This is a genomic window from Mycobacterium sp. NGS56 (assembly GCF_059812425.1).
Genome location: NZ_JCALCQ010000001.1, coordinates 1,176,744 through 1,193,836, shown reverse-complemented (window position 1 = coordinate 1,193,836; position 17,093 = coordinate 1,176,744). Strand labels below are relative to the sequence as shown.

Genomic DNA, 17,093 nt, shown 5'->3' with positions numbered 1-17,093 from the left:
CTCCTATACCTGGTTTTTTCCCGCGCCTACCCATCCTGCGGGTGCGCGTTCATCGAGCACCCAGGACTTCGCCGATATAACGAGCAACCGCAGCAACGCTGGCGATAGTTCCCGGATAGTCCATCCGGGTGGGCCCCAGCACACCCATTCCCCCGTAGACGGTGTCGGGGGTGCCGTAGGCGGTGGTCACCACGGAGGTGCCCAATATCTGCTCGGCGGCCGTCTCGTGGCCGATGCGCACCGTCACTTTACCGGCTTCCTGCTGGACGGCCAGCAAGCGAAGCACCACCACCTGCTCCTCCAGCGCTTCCAGTATTGAGCGCAACGAGTCACCGAAATCGGCCGCGTTACGGGTCAGGTTGGCGGTGCCGCCCAGCAACAGGCGCTCTTCGGTGTGCTCGACGAGCGATTCCAGCAACACCGTTGCCGACCGGCCAACGGCGTCACCCAAACCTTCTGGGCTGGTCAGCTGTCCCGCGAGGTCGGCGACCGCCACCGACGCGGCGGACAGCTTCTTGCCCACCAGCGCCTGGGCGAGCATCTCGCGCAGCTGAGAAAGTTCGTGATCGTCGATGACGTCACCGAGTTCGACTACCCGCTGGTCGACACGGCCGGAGTCGGTGATGACGACCATCAGCAGCCGGGCCGGGGTCAGGGCGATCACTTCGAGGTGACGCACCGTGGACGACGACAGCGTGGGGTACTGCACCACGGCCACCTGTCGAGTCAGTTGCGAGAGCAGCCGAACCGCCCGCCGCAGGACGTCATCGAGATCGACACCGGACTCGAGGAAGCTCTGAATCGCGCGCCGTTCGGCCGAGGACAGGGGCTTGACTTCGTCGAGCCGGTCGACGAATTCGCGGTAACCCTTCTCGGTCGGCACCCGGCCGGAACTGGTATGCGGCTGGGTGATGTAGCCCTCGGCCTCGAGTACCGCCATGTCGTTACGGACCGTGGCGGACGAGACGCCCAAGTTGTGGCGGTCCACCAACGCCTTGGAACCGATCGGCTCTTTGGTGGCGACGAAGTCGGCGACGATGGCGCGCAGCACCTCGAACCGACGGTCATCGGCACTTCCCACCGGCCGCCACCTCCTTCGATACCGCCTTGACCGGATTCATTTTACGGACACGGGCGGCGCCGACGGTTATCCGCGGCGGTTCGGCGGAGCCGGTGACCGCAGGGATCACCGCCAGTCGTCGCCGTCACACCGGCGGTGCTGTCGAAAATTTTCTTCGAACGCATCGGTGCTGGCGGACATCAGTCCGGCTAGCCTTTCCAGAATGAACCGGTCGTGCCATAGCAATGAGTCGGGAGCGGTCGGCCGATGATTTTCAAGGGCGTGCGCGACGGCAAGCCGTATCCCGAGCACAATCTGTCCTATCGGGATTGGTCCCAGATACCGCCGCAACAGATCCGGCTCGACGAATTGGTCACCACGACAACGGTGCTCGCGCTGGACCGGTTGCTCTCCGAGGACTCCACCTTCTACGGCGACCTCTTCCCCCACGCGGTGCGGTGGAGGGGCATCACCTACCTCGAAGACGGCCTGCATCGTGCGGTGCGGGCCGCTTTGCGGAACCGCACCGTGCTGCACGCTCGGGTGTACGACATGGATGTGCCGCTGGGCTCGCCCGCGTAAGCGTCACACTCGAGGCTCCCCGCGTGTCGACCTAGTAAGGACGTTGGTTTCTGACCACAACTTGCCAGGAGGATCGCCATGTCACGGCTGCAAGGAGTCTCCGACCGCGACGCCGGCCTCGGCGCCAAAATCGCCTTCTTCTTCACCAAACGCAAGCTAGCGCAGATGGCCGGGCTCGAAACCGCGGGAATGTTGGAGCCGCTGCGGATGTATGCGCATATCCCTCGATTGCTCAGCGCCTACGGCAAGTTGGAGCAAGCCGAGTCGAAACTTGACATTCTCAGCCCCCGTCACCGTGCGCTGGCGGAGCTCAAGGCAGCGACGACGGTGCGCTGCGAGTACTGCATCGACCTCGGCTCACAGATCGCCCGGAAGTGGGGCATCACCGACGAAGAGCTGCTGGCGATGGCCAACTATCGCAACGCCGTCTGTTTCTCCGACGTCGACAAGCTGATCCTCGAGTACGCCACCGCGATGAGTCGCACCCCGGTCGAGGTGACCGATGAACTTTTCGATGCGCTGCGTGCCCACTTCGACACGCCGCAGCTCGTCGGCCTGACCCACGTCATCAACCTGGGCAACATGCGCGCCCGGTTCAACATCGCCCTCGGTATCGGGTCGTCGGGCTTTTCGGCTGACCGAGTGTGTGCATTACCCGAGACCGATCGGCCATGACGGCGGATCCGTCATTGGCGGCTCGCTTCGAGGCGGCCCGACCGCAGCTGGGCGCCATCGCCTACCGCATGCTGGGCTCGCTCGAGGACGCTCAGGATGCGGTGCAGGAGGCGTGGCTGCGGCTGAGCCGTAGCGCCGAGTCGGACGGGATGAACCGCATCGCCAACCTGGACGCCTGGCTGACCACCGTGGTGGCGCGCATCTGCCTGAACGTGTTGCGCGACCGCCGCACTCACGGCGGCGAGGAACTTTCCGGTCACCTGCCGGATCCGATCGTGGACGCCGTAGGTGAATTCGACCCCGAGCACCGCGCGATGCTGGCCGACGCGGTGGGGCTGGCGCTGTTCGTTGTGCTGGACACGCTGCCGCCGGCCGAGCGGCTGGCGTTCGTGCTGCACGACGTGTTCACCGTGCCGTTCGACCAGATCGCGGCCATCGTCGATCGAACGCCGGAAGCGGCCCGCAAGCTGGCCAGCCGGGCCCGACGCCGGATCGAGCAGGCCGACCCGGCTCCCGACGGCACCTTGGTCGCGCAACGGGAGGTGGTCGACGCCTTCTTCGCGGCGGGGCGCAGCGGCGACTTCGACCGCCTGGTGGCGGTGCTCCATCCCGACGTGGTGTTGCGTGGTGATTTCGGCGCCGACACGGCCGTTTTCCGCGCCGAGGGGGCATCCTCGGTGGCTCAGCTGGCCCGCAGTTATGCCGGTCCGGAACGCGAAGTGCGCGCCGCGACGGTGAACGGTGCCGCCGGAGCGGTGATTTTTATCGCCGGCCGTGCGGCGTCCATCATGGGTTTCGTGGTGCGCGGCCACAGAATCCGCGCCATCGACGTACTGGCGGATCCGGCGCGCATCGCCAGATTGGACCTGCGCGCATTACACGCCGATCACTGACCGGCGGCCTCCAGCAACTCCATCGCCGACGCCCGCGACAGCACCCAGCCGCCGCCCTGGTTGACGAAAGTGACGTTCTGCGTGACCGGCGACGTCAGTTTGGGGCCGGAGACCGCGACGTCGGCGGTCGCCGAACCGTCCGCGGCCGGCTGGACGTTGGTGACACCGAACGACAGCGGCAGGTCGCCGTTCTTGGCCGCCTTCTGCAGCTTCTTGTCGGCAACGTGCGCGGCCATTCCGCTGATGCCGCCCTGCACGAGGTTGCTCTTGTTGGAGAAGGCGACTTTGGGGTCGGCGAGGGTGGTGAGCACGCCGGTCAGCTGATCGGAAGTGGGCACACTGGCATTCATAAGCGGCTGCGCCGGCGGCGGATCCTGCAAAAGCGGCGCACCGACGGTGGTAAGCCGCACTCCGGCGGCAAGCTCACTCGGCGTCGCGGCCGAGGCCACGCCCGCGGCCACGCCCCCGACGATGGCCAGCGCTGCCACCCCGGTGGCGATGGTCTTGACGATTCCCATGGTCCCCCCTCCAGACGAGCACGAATCTCGACGCATGACCAGCGATCCGCATCGCCCATTGGTGGCGGCGTGGATGGTGTCAGCGTGCCCTTTGCGTCCGGTATTTCGCGGCTGGGCACCGATACGTTACGACATTCCGATATGGAAGAAACGTGACCGAACTCCTGCGCCCGCTGTGCGAAGACACGCGCTGATGCCGCCGGGCCGACCGATCGGTGCGTACCGGGCTTCAACGCCAATCCCCATGCGCCGCCGTGCGGGGCGCATGGGGATTGGTTTGAAGCGTCGGTATTACTCGACGCCGAATTGTCTTAGTTGGTCGCCGTCGCCGCCTGCAGCAGCGCAAGCGCCGCGTCGTGTTGCAAGACCCAGTTTCCGTTCTGGTTGACGAACACCAGGTGCTTGTTGACCGGCCCGGCGAACTTCGGCCCCGTGATGCCCACGTCGGCCTGGGCCATGTTCGGACCCGCCGGCGCGATGTTGGTCACGTTGAACTGCTCGGGGAAGTTTCCGTTGCGATACGCCTTGCGCAGGTCGTGATCAGCGACCATGCCCTCGTTTTGAGGAATGCCGTTCTCGACGAGGTTGGTCTTGTCCCTGTAGTTGACCCCAGGGTCGGTTACCTGGGTGCAGAGATTGGCCAGTTGGTCAGCCGTCGGCAACTGCCCCGGCACTCCCGGCGGCGCGGGCGGAGGCGGCGGCGGGTCCTGCGGCAGTGGCGCGCCGACCGCGGCAAGTTTCACCTGATCGAGGCCGATCGGTGCGGCAATGGAAGCCACGCCGGCGGCGGCGCCGCCAATGGCGGTCAAGGCCGCCACGCCCGTGGCAACGGACTTCACGGATTTCACAGGTCCCCCTTCGATACACATGAACCGTGGCGGATATCTGCCGATGTCCGCACGCGGTCACACGTCTCCAATGGATGAAGATGGTGTAAGTGTGCACCGTGACTTCGGATTTTGTGTCTCAGGTGGGTCACGTTACGACGACGCTACGATCGCGACATGCGAAAATACGCAGAATATTCTGTGCCCCAAGCAGGTGGCGGCGGTAAATTCGACCGCTGTCGTCAAAGCGGTTGACGCTCATCGTGTCTGCGTCCCACCGAATACCTGGACGGGCTCACGGTGGATCCCAACACCCGGTCGGATAGCAGTCCAAGGCAGCTCAGGTTGGGAAAACCGGGGCCCTGGGTGAGTCCTGATAAGTTCGGCAGGAACAGCTTTGGTGTCACGTCTGCGACGGCCAGGTCATAACCTATCGACTCCTGCAGCCGCTCTGAGGTCAGCGGCCCACCCAGACCGAGTTCTAGCAGATCGAGTGCGTCCTGACTGAACAACGTTGCGAACCAAAGCGAGTCAGCGCCCGACCCGTCGATCACGAGATCAAACCCGTGTACCGTCTCGAGATTCTCGCCGCCGCGGTTGGTGGACAGCGTCAGCCGGATCTGCCCCTCCTTGCCTACCGCATGCGCGACACGGCCCCGCAGGTGGTGAATGCGATCGTCGGCCAGCAGCGCTTCCTGCACACTGGACGAAAACACCCCACGGTCGGTGCGGGCCAACGCATCGCGGCGTTCGTCAAGGGTGAGGGCCGGCCAGTTGGTGGGATCGGAGAACAGCGAGTTCTCGAAAAACCCCTCCCCGCGGGTGAACAACGTGGCCTGTGGTGAAATCACGGTGATGCTCGATACGCGGTGGCGGAACAGTTCATAGAGCATCGCCGCGGCCGTCTCACCCCCGCCGATCACCGCCACCCGCTCCGCATTGATCCGGTCGTGATTGGCGGCGCGATCCCAGAATTGGGCAATCGACAGCATGCGCGGATTGCCCGGAAGCAAAGACCTTTCGGCCTGGCCGGGGCCGGTGATCATCAACGCATCGGCGTGCACCGTGGTTTCGTGGGTGTGCAGCGCCCAGCGGTCCCCGGTGATCGCCAATCGCTCGACGTCTCCGTGCACCACGTTCATTCCCACATGGTCGGCGACCCAACTCAAGTATTGGCTCCACCGGCGATGCGTCGGCGCCGGTCTGCCGCGGTCGATCCACTCGGCGAACGACGCGGTTGCGATGAGATATGACTGCCAGCTATAGCGGGTCATCCGCTCGTCGAGTTCGGCATTGCGGCGCGGCACCAGCGCGGAACGGTAGGGAAACCCGACGTCCTTTTCGGGGCTGGTGCCCAAGCGGTGCGCGCCATCGGTCCAGCCGCCGCTGGCCTGCCAGTTCGCCGCGACGCCGATCCGCTCCACGGCGACCACGTCGGGGACCTCGACGCTCATTTCGCGCAGCGTGAAGGCTTTTGCAGCCACCGCCACCGCTTTGGCGCCGGCACCTAGGACCGCCAATGTGCTCATCTCACCATCTCCCGCAGTGAATCGATCCAAATCTCCTGTAGTACAGCGATATCCGCGTCATCGAGGATGTCGGGCAGGGCGCGCCACTGCGCTGCCAGTACCCGCTCCCCGCCATAGGTCAGCACCACCGCCGCGATGGCGAGCTCATGGCGCACGGCCAGCTCTGGCTCCGGCACCGGCGACGTCCCCGCGAGTAACTCGCGCTCGAGCCGCAGTCCCGTGCCGCCGTCGGTGTGGGCGGCACCGAGATAATTCAGCAGCAGTTGCGGTGGTGAAAAACCGGCCAGGCGCTCGGCCGTGTCGTCGCGTAGGTAGCGCAGCAACCCGTAGTCGAGCCCGTCGCCGGGGATCCCCGATAACCTCTGCCCCACCTCGTGCGGATCGGTCGAGTGCAGGCGTACCGGGTAGATGGAGCTGAGCAACCCGACCGTGTCGCTGGTGTCGATGGTGTGTGCACCCGGGCCGTCCACCAAATTGTCGGCGCGGCCATGTGTTTCGAGTGCGAGCAACGGCGGCGCGGTGCGTTGACCGCGCCGCTCGCGCCAGCGTGTCACCGTCGCAGCGGTGGCGGCCACCAAGAGCATGGGCAACGACAGGCCCGATCCCAATAGCCGTCGCGTGACTTCGGCGTCGGTGGCCACGTTACGAACGATCAGGTTGCGGGCCCGGTCGCGGCTTGGATCGATCCGGCGGGCACCGAGGTCGGGATCGTCGCCGTCCAGTTGGGATGCCCAGAAGTCCACCGTGTCCAATCGGTGTGCCCGAGCGGTGAGCGCGTCTGCCCAGCGCCGATAGCTGGTGGGTTCCCGAATGGGTGCCGGTGAGCAGCCGTCGGCCGAGGCCGCTATGGCGGCACCGAGTTCGCCGAGGACGACCCGCCACGACGCCGGGTCCAGCGCGACGACGTGCGCGGCCACCAGCAGAACGCTCTCTCCCGCCGGCGGGCGTAACCACACCACCGACAGCAGCGTTCCGTGTTCGGGGTCCAGTCGGTCGACCGCCTGAGCGACCTGGGCGGGCACCGCGGCAACCAGATTCCCAACCACCTCAACCTCTTTGACGATGCCGGCGATATCGAAGGCCGGTACCGGCTCCAACGTCATGGTGGAACGGTTTACCCGGGTGCGCAGCACTTCGTGGCCCTCGATGATGCCGGCCAAGGCCGCATCCAACTGTTCGCGGCGCACTGTCTCGGGCAAGCGGATGGCTTCGGTTTGGGCGAGCCTGCGCGGGTCGCCGAATTCGTAGAGCCATCGGCCGTTGGGCAGCAACGGCATTGGCCCTGTTCCGGTGTCCACCTGCTGGGCGGCGGCCGTGGTCTCCGAGTCGATCGCTTCGGCCAATTCGCGAACATTGCTGCACTCGAGGATAAGCCTGGCGCGCAGCGCTATTCCACGTGCTCGAGCCGCTTGTACCACCGACAGCGCCATGATGCTGTCTAAGCCAAGTTGCAGGAAGTCCGCCGTGACGTCGACGCGCGGTTGCCCGAGCAACTCGACGAGCAGTTCGGCCAGCGCGGATTCGGTGGCGGTCTCGGGCATCGCCGCGCCGACCTCGGACCCCTCCTGATCGAGAGCGGCCAAAGCCGCTTCATCCAGCTTTCCGTTGGCGGTCAAGGGAATGTCGTCGACCAGGACGATTCGCTGTGGAACCATGTAGCGCGGCAACCGCCTACTGAGCATGCTCCGCAGCTCGGCCGTCGCGGGCCGGCCGGTGGCCGTGTCGGCGGCCACGTACGCGGTGAGCCGCGTGGCGCCCCGGTGCTGCTGTGCCAGCACTGCAGCGTGCCGCACGGCCGGGTGCGATTCGAGGGCGGCGGCGATTTCGGCGGGTTCGACGCGGTGGCCGCGGATCTTCACCTGGGCATCGGCGCGTCCGACGTATTGCATTGAGCCATTGGGCAATCGGCGCACCAGATCTCCGGTGCGATACATCCGTTCTGCCGGTACAAACGGGTCGGCGACAAAGCGGGCCGCGGTCTCTGGAGCGCGGCCCAGATAGCCGCGGGCCAGCTGGGCACCGGCCAGATAAAGCTCGCCGGTCGCTCCGCAGGGCGCCGGGCGCAGCGCGGAATCCAGCACGTAGCCACGGGTGTGCCGGGTCGGCCGCCCGATGGCCGGCTCGTCGTGCTCGGCTATGACGGCGACCACCGCCTCGACCGTGGTCTCGGTGGGTCCGTAGCAGTTGTATGCCGTCATCGACGTGGCGCCGCACATGTTCCGGATCCGGTCCCAGGCCGAACTGCCGACGGCCTCGCCGCCCAATGCCAGCACGCTCAGGGACGCCTCGGTCAGCAAACCAAAAGCCTGCAGTTGCGCAAACATCGAAGGCGTGGTGTCGATCATGTCGACACCGTGCGCAGCGATCAACGCGACAAGCGCCTCGGCATCGGTCTGGGTCTGCTCGTCGACGACATGCAGGCCGTGCCCGTCGAGCAAGCCGACCAGCGGCTGCCACGCGGCGTCGAACGCGAACGACCATGCGTGGGCGATGCGCACCGGCCGGCCCAGCTTGTGTGCCGCGGGCCGCAACACGAGGTCCAGATGATCGTCGGCGTAGGCGCCCAGCGCACCGTGAGTTCCGATGACGCCCTTGGGTTCTCCGGTCGTTCCCGACGTGAACACGACGTACGCGGCCTGGGCGAGTGGAACTTCTACCGGGTTGAAGTCGTCGCCGTGCGGTTCGCCGGCCTCCAGCAGCTCGTCTGTCAGCTTGTCGTCCAACACGATCAGCACGCCCGATTGACGCAGGATCGAGTTCACCCGTTCGGAGGGCATTCCCGGCTCCATCGGGACGCACATGCCGCCGGCTTTGAGCACGGCGAGTATCGCAATGACGTAACGCGGCCCCCGGTAAAGCCGGATTCCCACCGGCGTTTCGGCTTTGACTCCATTTCGGGCGAGTCGTGCCGCCAGCCGGGTGCTGAGAAGATCCAGTTCGCGATAGCTCAGCGTGCCGCCCACCCAGCTGATCGCAACGTGGTCCGGTGTCCTCGCCACGACGTCAGCGAACCGGGCGTGGATACTCAACGGCGATATCGGCTTTGGCGTGCCTGCGGAGTTCGGCGGGTCCGCCTCATCGTCCAGCAGGACACTGACGTCACGCAGCGGACACTCCCAGCCCCGCAGCAACCTTGCGGCGGTGGTGAGCAACCGCTGCCCGAAGGTGGCGGCCGGAACGGCGCCCAGCGCCCCGTCGATCGCTTCGATCAGCACCACCAGCTCGCCGCCTTGCAGATGGGCGGCGATGGCAATGGGGAAATGTGACAGGGTTTGCAGGGCGGACGGGCGGAACGTCACACCGCCCGCGGACAATTGGCCACCTGCGGTCAGCCGGTCCATCGGAAAATTCTCGTAGACCAGCAGGGTGTCGAACATTTCGCCGACCCCGCCGAGGGTCCGAAGTTGGGCATGCCCGAGATGGCTGTGCTCGCGCAGCAGCGCGGCGGTGCGCTGCACCGCGCGGCACTGCTCGCCGACCATCGCGGCCGGATCGAGACGCACGCGCAACGGCACGGTGTTGATGAACAGACCCACCATGGTCTCGACGCCGGTCAATTCGGGCGGCCGACCGGAAACCGTAACCCCGAAAACCACATCGTACGTGTCGGTCAGCCGTGACAACACCAGCGCCCAGGCCATTTGCAGCACGGTGTTGATGGTGACGCCGCAGGATCGGCTCTCGTCGATCAGTCGCGCGGTGGTCTCGGCCGGCACCCGCAGCTCGGTCGTGCGCGGCAGCGCCGTCTGTCGGTCCTCGGTCTGCTCGATGGATCCCAGCGAGGCGGCGAGCAGGGTGGGTCCTGGCATACCCGCCAGGTGTTCGCGCCAGACCCGGTGGCTGGCTTCCGGATCGCGGCTCGCCAGCCAGCCGATGTAATCGCGGTACGGCCGCGGGGGCGCGGGCAGCGCCGACGCATCGCCGCCGGCCTGGTACAGGATCATCATCTCGTTGACGAAGACCGGCAACGACCAACCGTCGATCACGATGTGATGGGCGGTCAGCACCAAACGCCATTGCGCGCCAGGCAATTCAATCAGTAAGAAGCGGAGCGCCGGCCCGCGTTCCAGATTGAACGGTCGCCGACGTTCGCCACTTTCCAGCGCCGGCACGTCGTCGGGTGTGGCGGCGATCAAGCGCCAAGGCAGCTCGACGCGGGACGGCACGATCTGCACCGGTCGCGGGATTCCCCGGCTGAAGAAGCTGGCCCGCAGATTCGGGTGCCGCACCAACATCTGCTCCGCGCAGCCGCGTAGCAGCGAGACGTCGAGTCCGCCGAAGATGTCCGCCGCTATTCCGATCACGTAGGGGTCGTCAGCCGCTTGCCCGTCGGCGAATTCGGCGAGCGTGGTCAGCGAATACAAGCCCTCCTGCAGCGGGCTCAGCGCCATCACGTCGTCGATGTCGGGCGCGACATCGGTTCTGGCGGCCGTCATGTCGCACCTTCGCGCGACGACGAGAAAAGTTGCGTCACGGCAGCCAAATCCGATGGCGATAGTCCGGAGGTACTCATCGGCTCGAAACGGATGTCGGTCGCCGTCTCGTCCCGTGCGATGTCGGCCCCGTCGTCGCTCGGGGCGTCCAGCGCGGCGGCCAACTGCTGCACCGTCGGGTTCTCGAAGATCATGCGCGGACTCACGGCCAGGCCCGCCGCCCGCGCCCGCGCGGCGAGCTGGACGGACAGGATGCTGTCGCCGCCGAGGGCGAAGAAATCGTCGAAGCGCCCGATTTCCGGGGTCGACAACAGTTCCGCGAATACCTTGGCCAGCGCCCGTTCGGTGTCGGTGCGCGCGGGTTCGGCCTGGCCGCCGGTGCTGACCGCCGGCCGCGGCAGTCCGGGTCGGTTCAGCTTGCCCGATTCGGTTTTGGGGAGGACGTCGAGCACGGTCAGCGACGACGGCAGCATGTAACCCGGCAGGACCGTGGCGATCGCAGCACGCACCTCCCCTGCAAATGTCGCCTTCTCCGCGTCGTCGGTGATCGACCGTTGGGGCACAACATATCCGGCCAACGACGTGCCGCCGTGCACCTCCCAGGTGCGCGCCGCCGCGGCGGCGACTCCGTCGGCTGCCGCCAGCGCCGCCTCGACCTCCGCCAGCTCTACGCGGAAACCCCGCACCTGCACCTGGTGGTCGGAACGTCCGATGAATTCCAGTTGGCCGTCCTCGGTCCATCGGGCCAGGTCGCCACTGCGGTACAACCGCGATCCCGGCTCCGTCCCATGGGGATTGGCGATAAATCGCGCGGCGGTCAGGCCCGGGCGTTTCCAATAGCCTCGGGCCAGCTGGTCACCGGCGTAGTACAGCTCGCCCACCACGCCGACCGGCACGGGACGCAGCCCGTCGTCGAGCAGGTAGGCTTCGGCACCCGGGACCGGCCTTCCGACAAGCGGATTCGACAAACCCAACGGTCCGCGGGACACCGCGCCTGAGGTCTCGGTGGAACCGATGTTGTTCAGCAGCTCGGTGCCGGCTCCGGCGTCATCGCCGCACACCGACACCAGCCGGTGCAGCAGCGCCGTGCTGACCGGTTCGCCACCGCACACCAGCCGTGACAGTGCGCGCACGGCGTCGGGCCGGCTGTCCACCAACGCCGAGACCAAGCTGGGCACCGCGGTCACCTGGGCCACCGAATGCCGGTTCATCAAGTCCCCGAGCATCTCTGGATCGCGGTGCTCGGCATCGTCGGCCAGGATCATGGTCGCACCGGCCGCCAGGCCGGCCAGCATCTCCATGCCGCCTTCGAGGAACGTGATCGACGCCTGTGCCAATCGGACGTCCTGCGTTCGCGGCGGGTAGTGCCGCAACTGCCAATCGAGCCGGGCCGCCATCGAACGATGGGTTCCCACTGCGCCTTTCGGCTTGCCGGTGGACCCGGACGTGAACACCAAGTACATCGGGTCGTCGGGGTGCGGTAGCGGCAACCCGCTTGACTGCGGGCTGATCTCGTCGTTGTCGACCATGGCGCGTACCTGTGGATCGTCCAGCGAGATCAGCTCGACCCCGGGCACCTGCGGCATGCTGTCCACCGCTTCGACCGTGGCGACCACAACCGGCGGTCGCACGTCGTCGAGCATGAATTGCTTTCGCGCCAGCGGATAACCGGGGTCGATGGGAAAGTAACCGGCGCCGGCCTTCATGATGGCCACCAACGCCACCACCAGCTCCACGCTCCGCCGGGTCGACAACCCGACCAACGATCCGGGACCCACCCCGTTCTTGACCAGCAGCGCGGCCAAGTTGTCCGAACGGCGGTGCAGGGCAGGGTAATCGATGCTCTGTTCGCCGCAGCGTACCGCGATGCGATCGGCGCCCCACGCCCGGCTGGGTTCCAGCAATTCCGGGATGGTGCGCGGCCGGTCGCGCGGCGGCCGCTCGCCGCGGCTCCATTGCCGCAGAATGCGGTGCTGCTCCCCGACCTCGACCAGCTGGACCTCCCGCAAACTCTGGTCGAGGTCGTCGGCAAACGCGGTGAGCGCCCGGGTCAGCCATTGGGCCAACCGCTCGACGGTGGTCCTGGCGTAGAGCTCGGTACGAAAGATGACATTGCAGTGGTAGCCGATGTCGCCCGAACCGTCGGTACCGAAGAAGTTGACGCTCAGATCGGCGTGCGCCATGTCGAAGATCGGGTCCAGCGACGTGCACACGGTGTCCTGCTCTTCGCTGCCCTGGGTCGCGGTCTCGATGACCCGCGTGGCGGACAGGTGATCCCGGACGTGCACGACGACCTGGAACAGCGGGTTTCGTGACAGCGAGCGCACCGGGCTGACGCTGTCGACCACGCGGTCGAACGGCAGGTCCTGGTGCGCGTAGGCGGCCAGGGCGGTGTCCCGGGCCCGCTCGAGCAGTTCACGCAGCGTCGGGTTGCCGCCCATGTCGTTGCGCAGCACCAGGATGTTGACGAAAAACCCGATCAGCTGGTCCAATTCCGCTTCGGTGCGGCCCGCGACCGGGGTACCCAGCGGAATGTCGGTTCCCCCACCGGCTTTGTGCAAAACCACGGCGACGGCCGTTTGCAGCAGCATGAATTCGGTGATGCCCAGCTCGCGACACAGCTCACCGAGCCTGGCGCGGGTTTGCGAGTCGATGTGAAAGTCGACGGACTCCCCCTCGCCGCTGGGAACCGGCTGGCGCGGAAAGTCCGGACGCAGGCCGGTGTCCTCCGGCATCCCGGCCAGCTGCCGCGTCCAGTACTCCCGCTGCTCGGCGGCGATCGGCGATTCCTGGCCGCCCGCGTCCCCCAGGAACGTGCGCTGCCACGCCGCGTAGTCGGCGTACTGCACATGAAGCGGCGCCCAGGACGGCGCTTGTCCGCCGCGCCGGGCCCGGTATGCCGTCATCACGTCGGAGAACAGCACGCCCGCCGACCAGTGGTCGGAGGCGATGTGGTGCACGACCAGCGACAGCACGTGCTGCGCCGTGTTCTCGGTGCGCAGCAACGCGACCCGGATCGGCAATTCGGCGTCCAGCGCGAAGCAGTGGCACCGCTCGACGTCGAGCTGCCGTTGCAGCCAGGCGTCGTCGGGTCCCTCCTCGCGGCGCACCGGAAACTCGACGTCGGTTGGGCCCACCACCTGATAGGGCACACCGTCCAACTCGACGTAGCTGGTGCGCAGGATCTCGTGTCTGGCGACGACATCGCCGATGGCGGCGATCAGCGCATCGATGTCCCACGGCCCGGTCAGCTTCGCCGCAAACGGGATGTTGTTCACCCAGCTGGGCCCGTCGACGCGGTAGGCGAACCAGCTGCGCAGCTGCGACGCCGAGAGCGGCATGGGCTCGTCGTGCGCGGTGGTGATCAGCCTGGGTCGCCGCGGCGTGAGTTCACCCGAACCCAACCGGTCGATCCGCTCGGCCAGCGCACCGACCGTGGCGAGTTCGAACACGTCACGAATGCCGATTTCCACGCCGCACTCCGCGCGAATCGCGATGACCAGTTTGGTGGCCACCAGCGAGTGGCCACCCAGGTCGAAGAACGAGTCGTCGACGCCCACCCGCTCATGGCCGAGCAGGCCGGAAAACAGTTGCGCGATGCGGTGTTCGGTGGGAGTGGTGGGATCGCGGTATTCGGTGACCACCGCGATCTGAGGTGCTGGCAGTGCGGCATGGTCGATCTTCTGGTGCGCGGTGATCGGGATTTCGTCGAGCACCACATAGGCGGCCGGGGCCATGTAGTCCGGGAGCGCTGCGGCCACCCGGGCCCGGATGCGCTCCACGTCAACCGTTTCCGTGCCGGAGCCCTGAGCCGGCGTCACGTATCCCACCAGGCTCTTGCCCAATTGGGGCAGGTCCACGGCCAGCACGACCGCCTGCCCAACGCTGGGGTCGACCGAGATCGCGGCCGCGATCTCCCCCAACTCAATGCGGAAACCGCGGATCTTCACCTGTTCGTCGGCGCGGCCGACGAACTCGATGTCCCCGTTGGCGTTGCGGCGGGCCAGGTCGCCGGACCGGTACATCCGCCCGCCGGGCGTGAACGGGTCGGCGACGAATCGCTCGGACGTCATCTGCGGCCTGCGGTGATATCCATGCGCGACATGTGTTCCGGCGATGTAGATTTCACCGATCACGCCGACGGGAACCGGCTGCAACGCGTTGTCGAGCAGGTACACCTGGGTGTTGATCTTAGGCCGGCCGATGGGCACCACGCGGGTACCCTGGGCGCCCTCCACGGGGTAGCTGGTGCAGTTCACCACGGCCTCGGTCGGCCCGTAGAAGTTGTACAGCGAGGCGTCGAAGGTGGCGTGGAACTTGTCGGCGACCTCGCCGGGCAGGGGCTCTCCGCCGATGGGCACGCGCCGCAGGGTCCGCCACTGGCCGACGCCGGGCAATGACAGGAAGAGCCCCAACAGCGACGGCACGAAGTGCATCGACGTAATGCCCTCATGCGCCAGCAGGTCGGTGAGGTAGCCGATGTCGCGCAGCCCATCGGGCCGCGGAATCACCAGGCGGGCGCCCATGATCAGCGTGCCGAAGATCTCGCCCATCGAAACGTCGAAGCTGGGCGAGGCGACCTGCAGCAGACGATCGGTGTCGTCGACGCGGTATTCGTCGCCGAACCAGACGAAGTATTCGGCGATGGGTGCGTGCGGCACGGGAACGCCTTTGGGCAGCCCGGTGGAACCCGAGGTGTAGATCAGGTAAGCGGTGTTTTGTGGGCTGAGCGGTCGGACCAGCTCGGACGGCGCGGTGACCGGATAGTCTGCGGCCATAACCGGTTCACGCAACACCAGTTTGGCGTCCGCGTCCTCGAGAATGAACGTCAGCCGGTCCTCCGGGTAGGTGGGATCCACCGGCAGATAGACCCCGCCCGCTTTGAGCACCCCGAGCGCGGTGATCACCAATTCCGGAGACCTGTCCAGCAGTACCGCGACGCGATCCTCGGTGCCGATTCCTTGTGCGATGAGCCAGTGCGCCAACCGATTCGACTCTTCGTCGATTTCCCGGTAGGTATAAGGGCGGCCCTCGTAGACGACGGCGACGGCGTCGGGCGTCAGGCCGGCCCTGCGGCCGACCAACTCGGGCAAGGTGCTCGCCGGGGTGACGAATTGCTCGCCGGTCGAAACGGCGCGCAGCCACTCGGCGTCTTCGGCACTCATCAATGCGCAGGCCGACAGCTTCGCGTCGGGCTCAAAGAGCAGACCGTCGAGCAAGGCTCCGTAGTGGCGCAGCAATTGCTCGACCAGCGGCTGATCCAGCACCTCAACCAGGTATTCGGCCTCGACGAGGCCGCCGCCGGAGCCGTCTGGCGTCCGATCCAGCTCGACCATCAAACTCAGCGGCAATTGGTTGAAATGTCCGCGCAATTCACCGCGTTCGCAACGCACGCCCGGCGGGCAGAAGCCGACACCGTCGGGCTCTCGTTGCCCGAAGCTCACGCGGGTCATCCGGTCGGCGCCATGGCGACGATCGGGATTCGATTCCCGCACCAGCCAGTCCAGGTCGGCCCGCGAATGGGCGAAGGCGCCCACCGCCTCGACGCGGGTTTGGTGCAACAGCTCGCGAAACGTCTGGTGCGGCGCAGGCCGCAGCCGAATCACCACGGTGTTGCCGTAATAGCCGATGACGTCCTCGGTGCCCACGCCGCGGTTGAGCACCGGGGCCGCGACCAAGAAGTCGGTTGACTGGGTATAGCGGTGCACGAGCGCGGCGAAGGCGGCCATCAACACCATGTACGGGGTGGCGCCCGTTTCGCGGGCCAGCGCGGCCGCCCGATCGACGATGTCGACCGACAGCTGCGCGGACGCGCGCTGCGCGCGCCAGGTGGTGGGCACCACCGAACCGTTGGGCCCGGGAAGCTCGAGGGGCTCCGGCAGGTCGGCCATCAGCGGTCGCCAGTAGTCCAGGTCCGACTGGCGAATGGAGGTCGGATCCGACGAATGATCCCTCGGTACTGGCCCATCGGCGAAGGTGTCCGGGTCGGTGTATGCGCGGGTCAGATCCGCGAAGAACGGCTCCCACGAGCCGTCATCCCAGGCGATGTGGTGCGCGGTGATCAGCAGCATCAGCTCGTCGTCAGTCAGATGCGCCACCGTGATTCGCAACGGCGAATCCTTACTCAGGTCGAATGGCCGACGAAAGTCGCGCTGCGCCAGCACATCCAGCCGCAGCCGGCGCGCTTGATCGGTCAACTCGGCCAGGTCGTGCTCGGCCCATTCCGGTCGCAGGTCCTCGCGGATCACCGGATGCGGGACGCCCTCGCCGTCTGCTGCGTACGTCGTGTGCAACACGGGGTGCCGCCCGGCGACGGCGTCGACCGCATGGTGCAACCGCGCGGTGTCGACCGTGCCGGAAAGGCGGTAGGAGACGCAGATGTTGAGCAGCGCGCTGTCGGGATCGGCGGACTGCACGAACCACATCCGGTGCTGGCCCACCGACATGCGTGGCCCGTCGTCGGACACCTGCGCCGGGGCCGTCGTCCTGGCCAGGCCGCGTTCAGCGAGCATGCGGCGCAGTAATTCCAGGCGCTGTTCGTCGAGTGGGGTGCCGACGCCGGTGGTATTTGTCACG

At 66.8% G+C, this 17,093-nt stretch carries 9 protein-coding genes; 3 read left to right on the top strand and 6 right to left on the bottom strand.

Features of this window, described 5'->3' with window-relative positions:
* Positions 1–49 precede the first annotated feature (49 nt).
* Entirely contained in the window at positions 50–1,081 is a 1,032-nt protein-coding gene (hrcA, locus tag AC5Y4F_RS05515; protein WP_067934494.1) for a heat-inducible transcriptional repressor HrcA, read from the bottom strand.
* A gap of 246 nt (positions 1,082–1,327) precedes the next feature.
* On the opposite strand from hrcA, the gene AC5Y4F_RS05510 reads away from it, so the two are divergent.
* From AC5Y4F_RS05510 to AC5Y4F_RS05500, 3 genes are all read left to right on the top strand, one after another.
* Positions 1,328–1,642, top strand: a complete 315-nt coding sequence (locus tag AC5Y4F_RS05510) for a type II toxin-antitoxin system VapB family antitoxin (RefSeq protein WP_067934496.1) — start codon at positions 1,328–1,330, stop codon at positions 1,640–1,642.
* A gap of 78 nt (positions 1,643–1,720) precedes the next feature.
* Positions 1,721–2,317: a carboxymuconolactone decarboxylase family protein gene (locus tag AC5Y4F_RS05505; RefSeq protein ID WP_067934498.1), complete on the top strand. Its 597-nt coding sequence runs from the start codon at positions 1,721–1,723 to the stop codon at positions 2,315–2,317.
* On the top strand, positions 2,314–3,210 hold the full coding sequence (locus AC5Y4F_RS05500; RefSeq protein ID WP_499995418.1) for a sigma-70 family RNA polymerase sigma factor: 897 nt from the start codon (positions 2,314–2,316) through the stop codon (positions 3,208–3,210). The genes AC5Y4F_RS05505 and AC5Y4F_RS05500 overlap by 4 nt, the downstream gene beginning before the upstream one ends.
* On the opposite strand, the gene AC5Y4F_RS05495 is transcribed toward AC5Y4F_RS05500, so the two are convergent.
* From AC5Y4F_RS05495 to AC5Y4F_RS05475, 5 genes are all read right to left on the bottom strand, one after another.
* Positions 3,204–3,728: an MTB12 family secreted protein gene (locus tag AC5Y4F_RS05495; RefSeq protein ID WP_067934502.1), complete on the bottom strand. Its 525-nt coding sequence runs from the start codon at positions 3,726–3,728 to the stop codon at positions 3,204–3,206. The genes AC5Y4F_RS05500 and AC5Y4F_RS05495 overlap by 7 nt on opposite strands.
* Before the next feature lie 311 nt (positions 3,729–4,039).
* Positions 4,040–4,576, bottom strand: a complete 537-nt coding sequence (locus AC5Y4F_RS05490) for an MTB12 family secreted protein (RefSeq protein ID WP_067934505.1) — start codon at positions 4,574–4,576, stop codon at positions 4,040–4,042.
* A gap of 221 nt (positions 4,577–4,797) precedes the next feature.
* The gene (mbtG, locus tag AC5Y4F_RS05485) at positions 4,798–6,084 is read right to left on the bottom strand and encodes an NADPH-dependent L-lysine N(6)-monooxygenase MbtG (protein ID WP_067934506.1); all 1,287 of its coding nucleotides are present in this window, start codon (positions 6,082–6,084) and stop codon (positions 4,798–4,800) included.
* Positions 6,081–10,520: an amino acid adenylation domain-containing protein gene (locus AC5Y4F_RS05480; RefSeq protein ID WP_499995416.1), complete on the bottom strand. Its 4,440-nt coding sequence runs from the start codon at positions 10,518–10,520 to the stop codon at positions 6,081–6,083. Before AC5Y4F_RS05480 ends, mbtG begins: the two co-directional genes overlap by 4 nt.
* Complete coding sequence (locus tag AC5Y4F_RS05475) at positions 10,517–17,092, bottom strand: amino acid adenylation domain-containing protein (RefSeq protein WP_499995415.1); 6,576 nt, start codon at positions 17,090–17,092, stop codon at positions 10,517–10,519. The genes AC5Y4F_RS05480 and AC5Y4F_RS05475 overlap by 4 nt, the downstream gene beginning before the upstream one ends.
* Position 17,093: the final 1 nt, after the last annotated feature.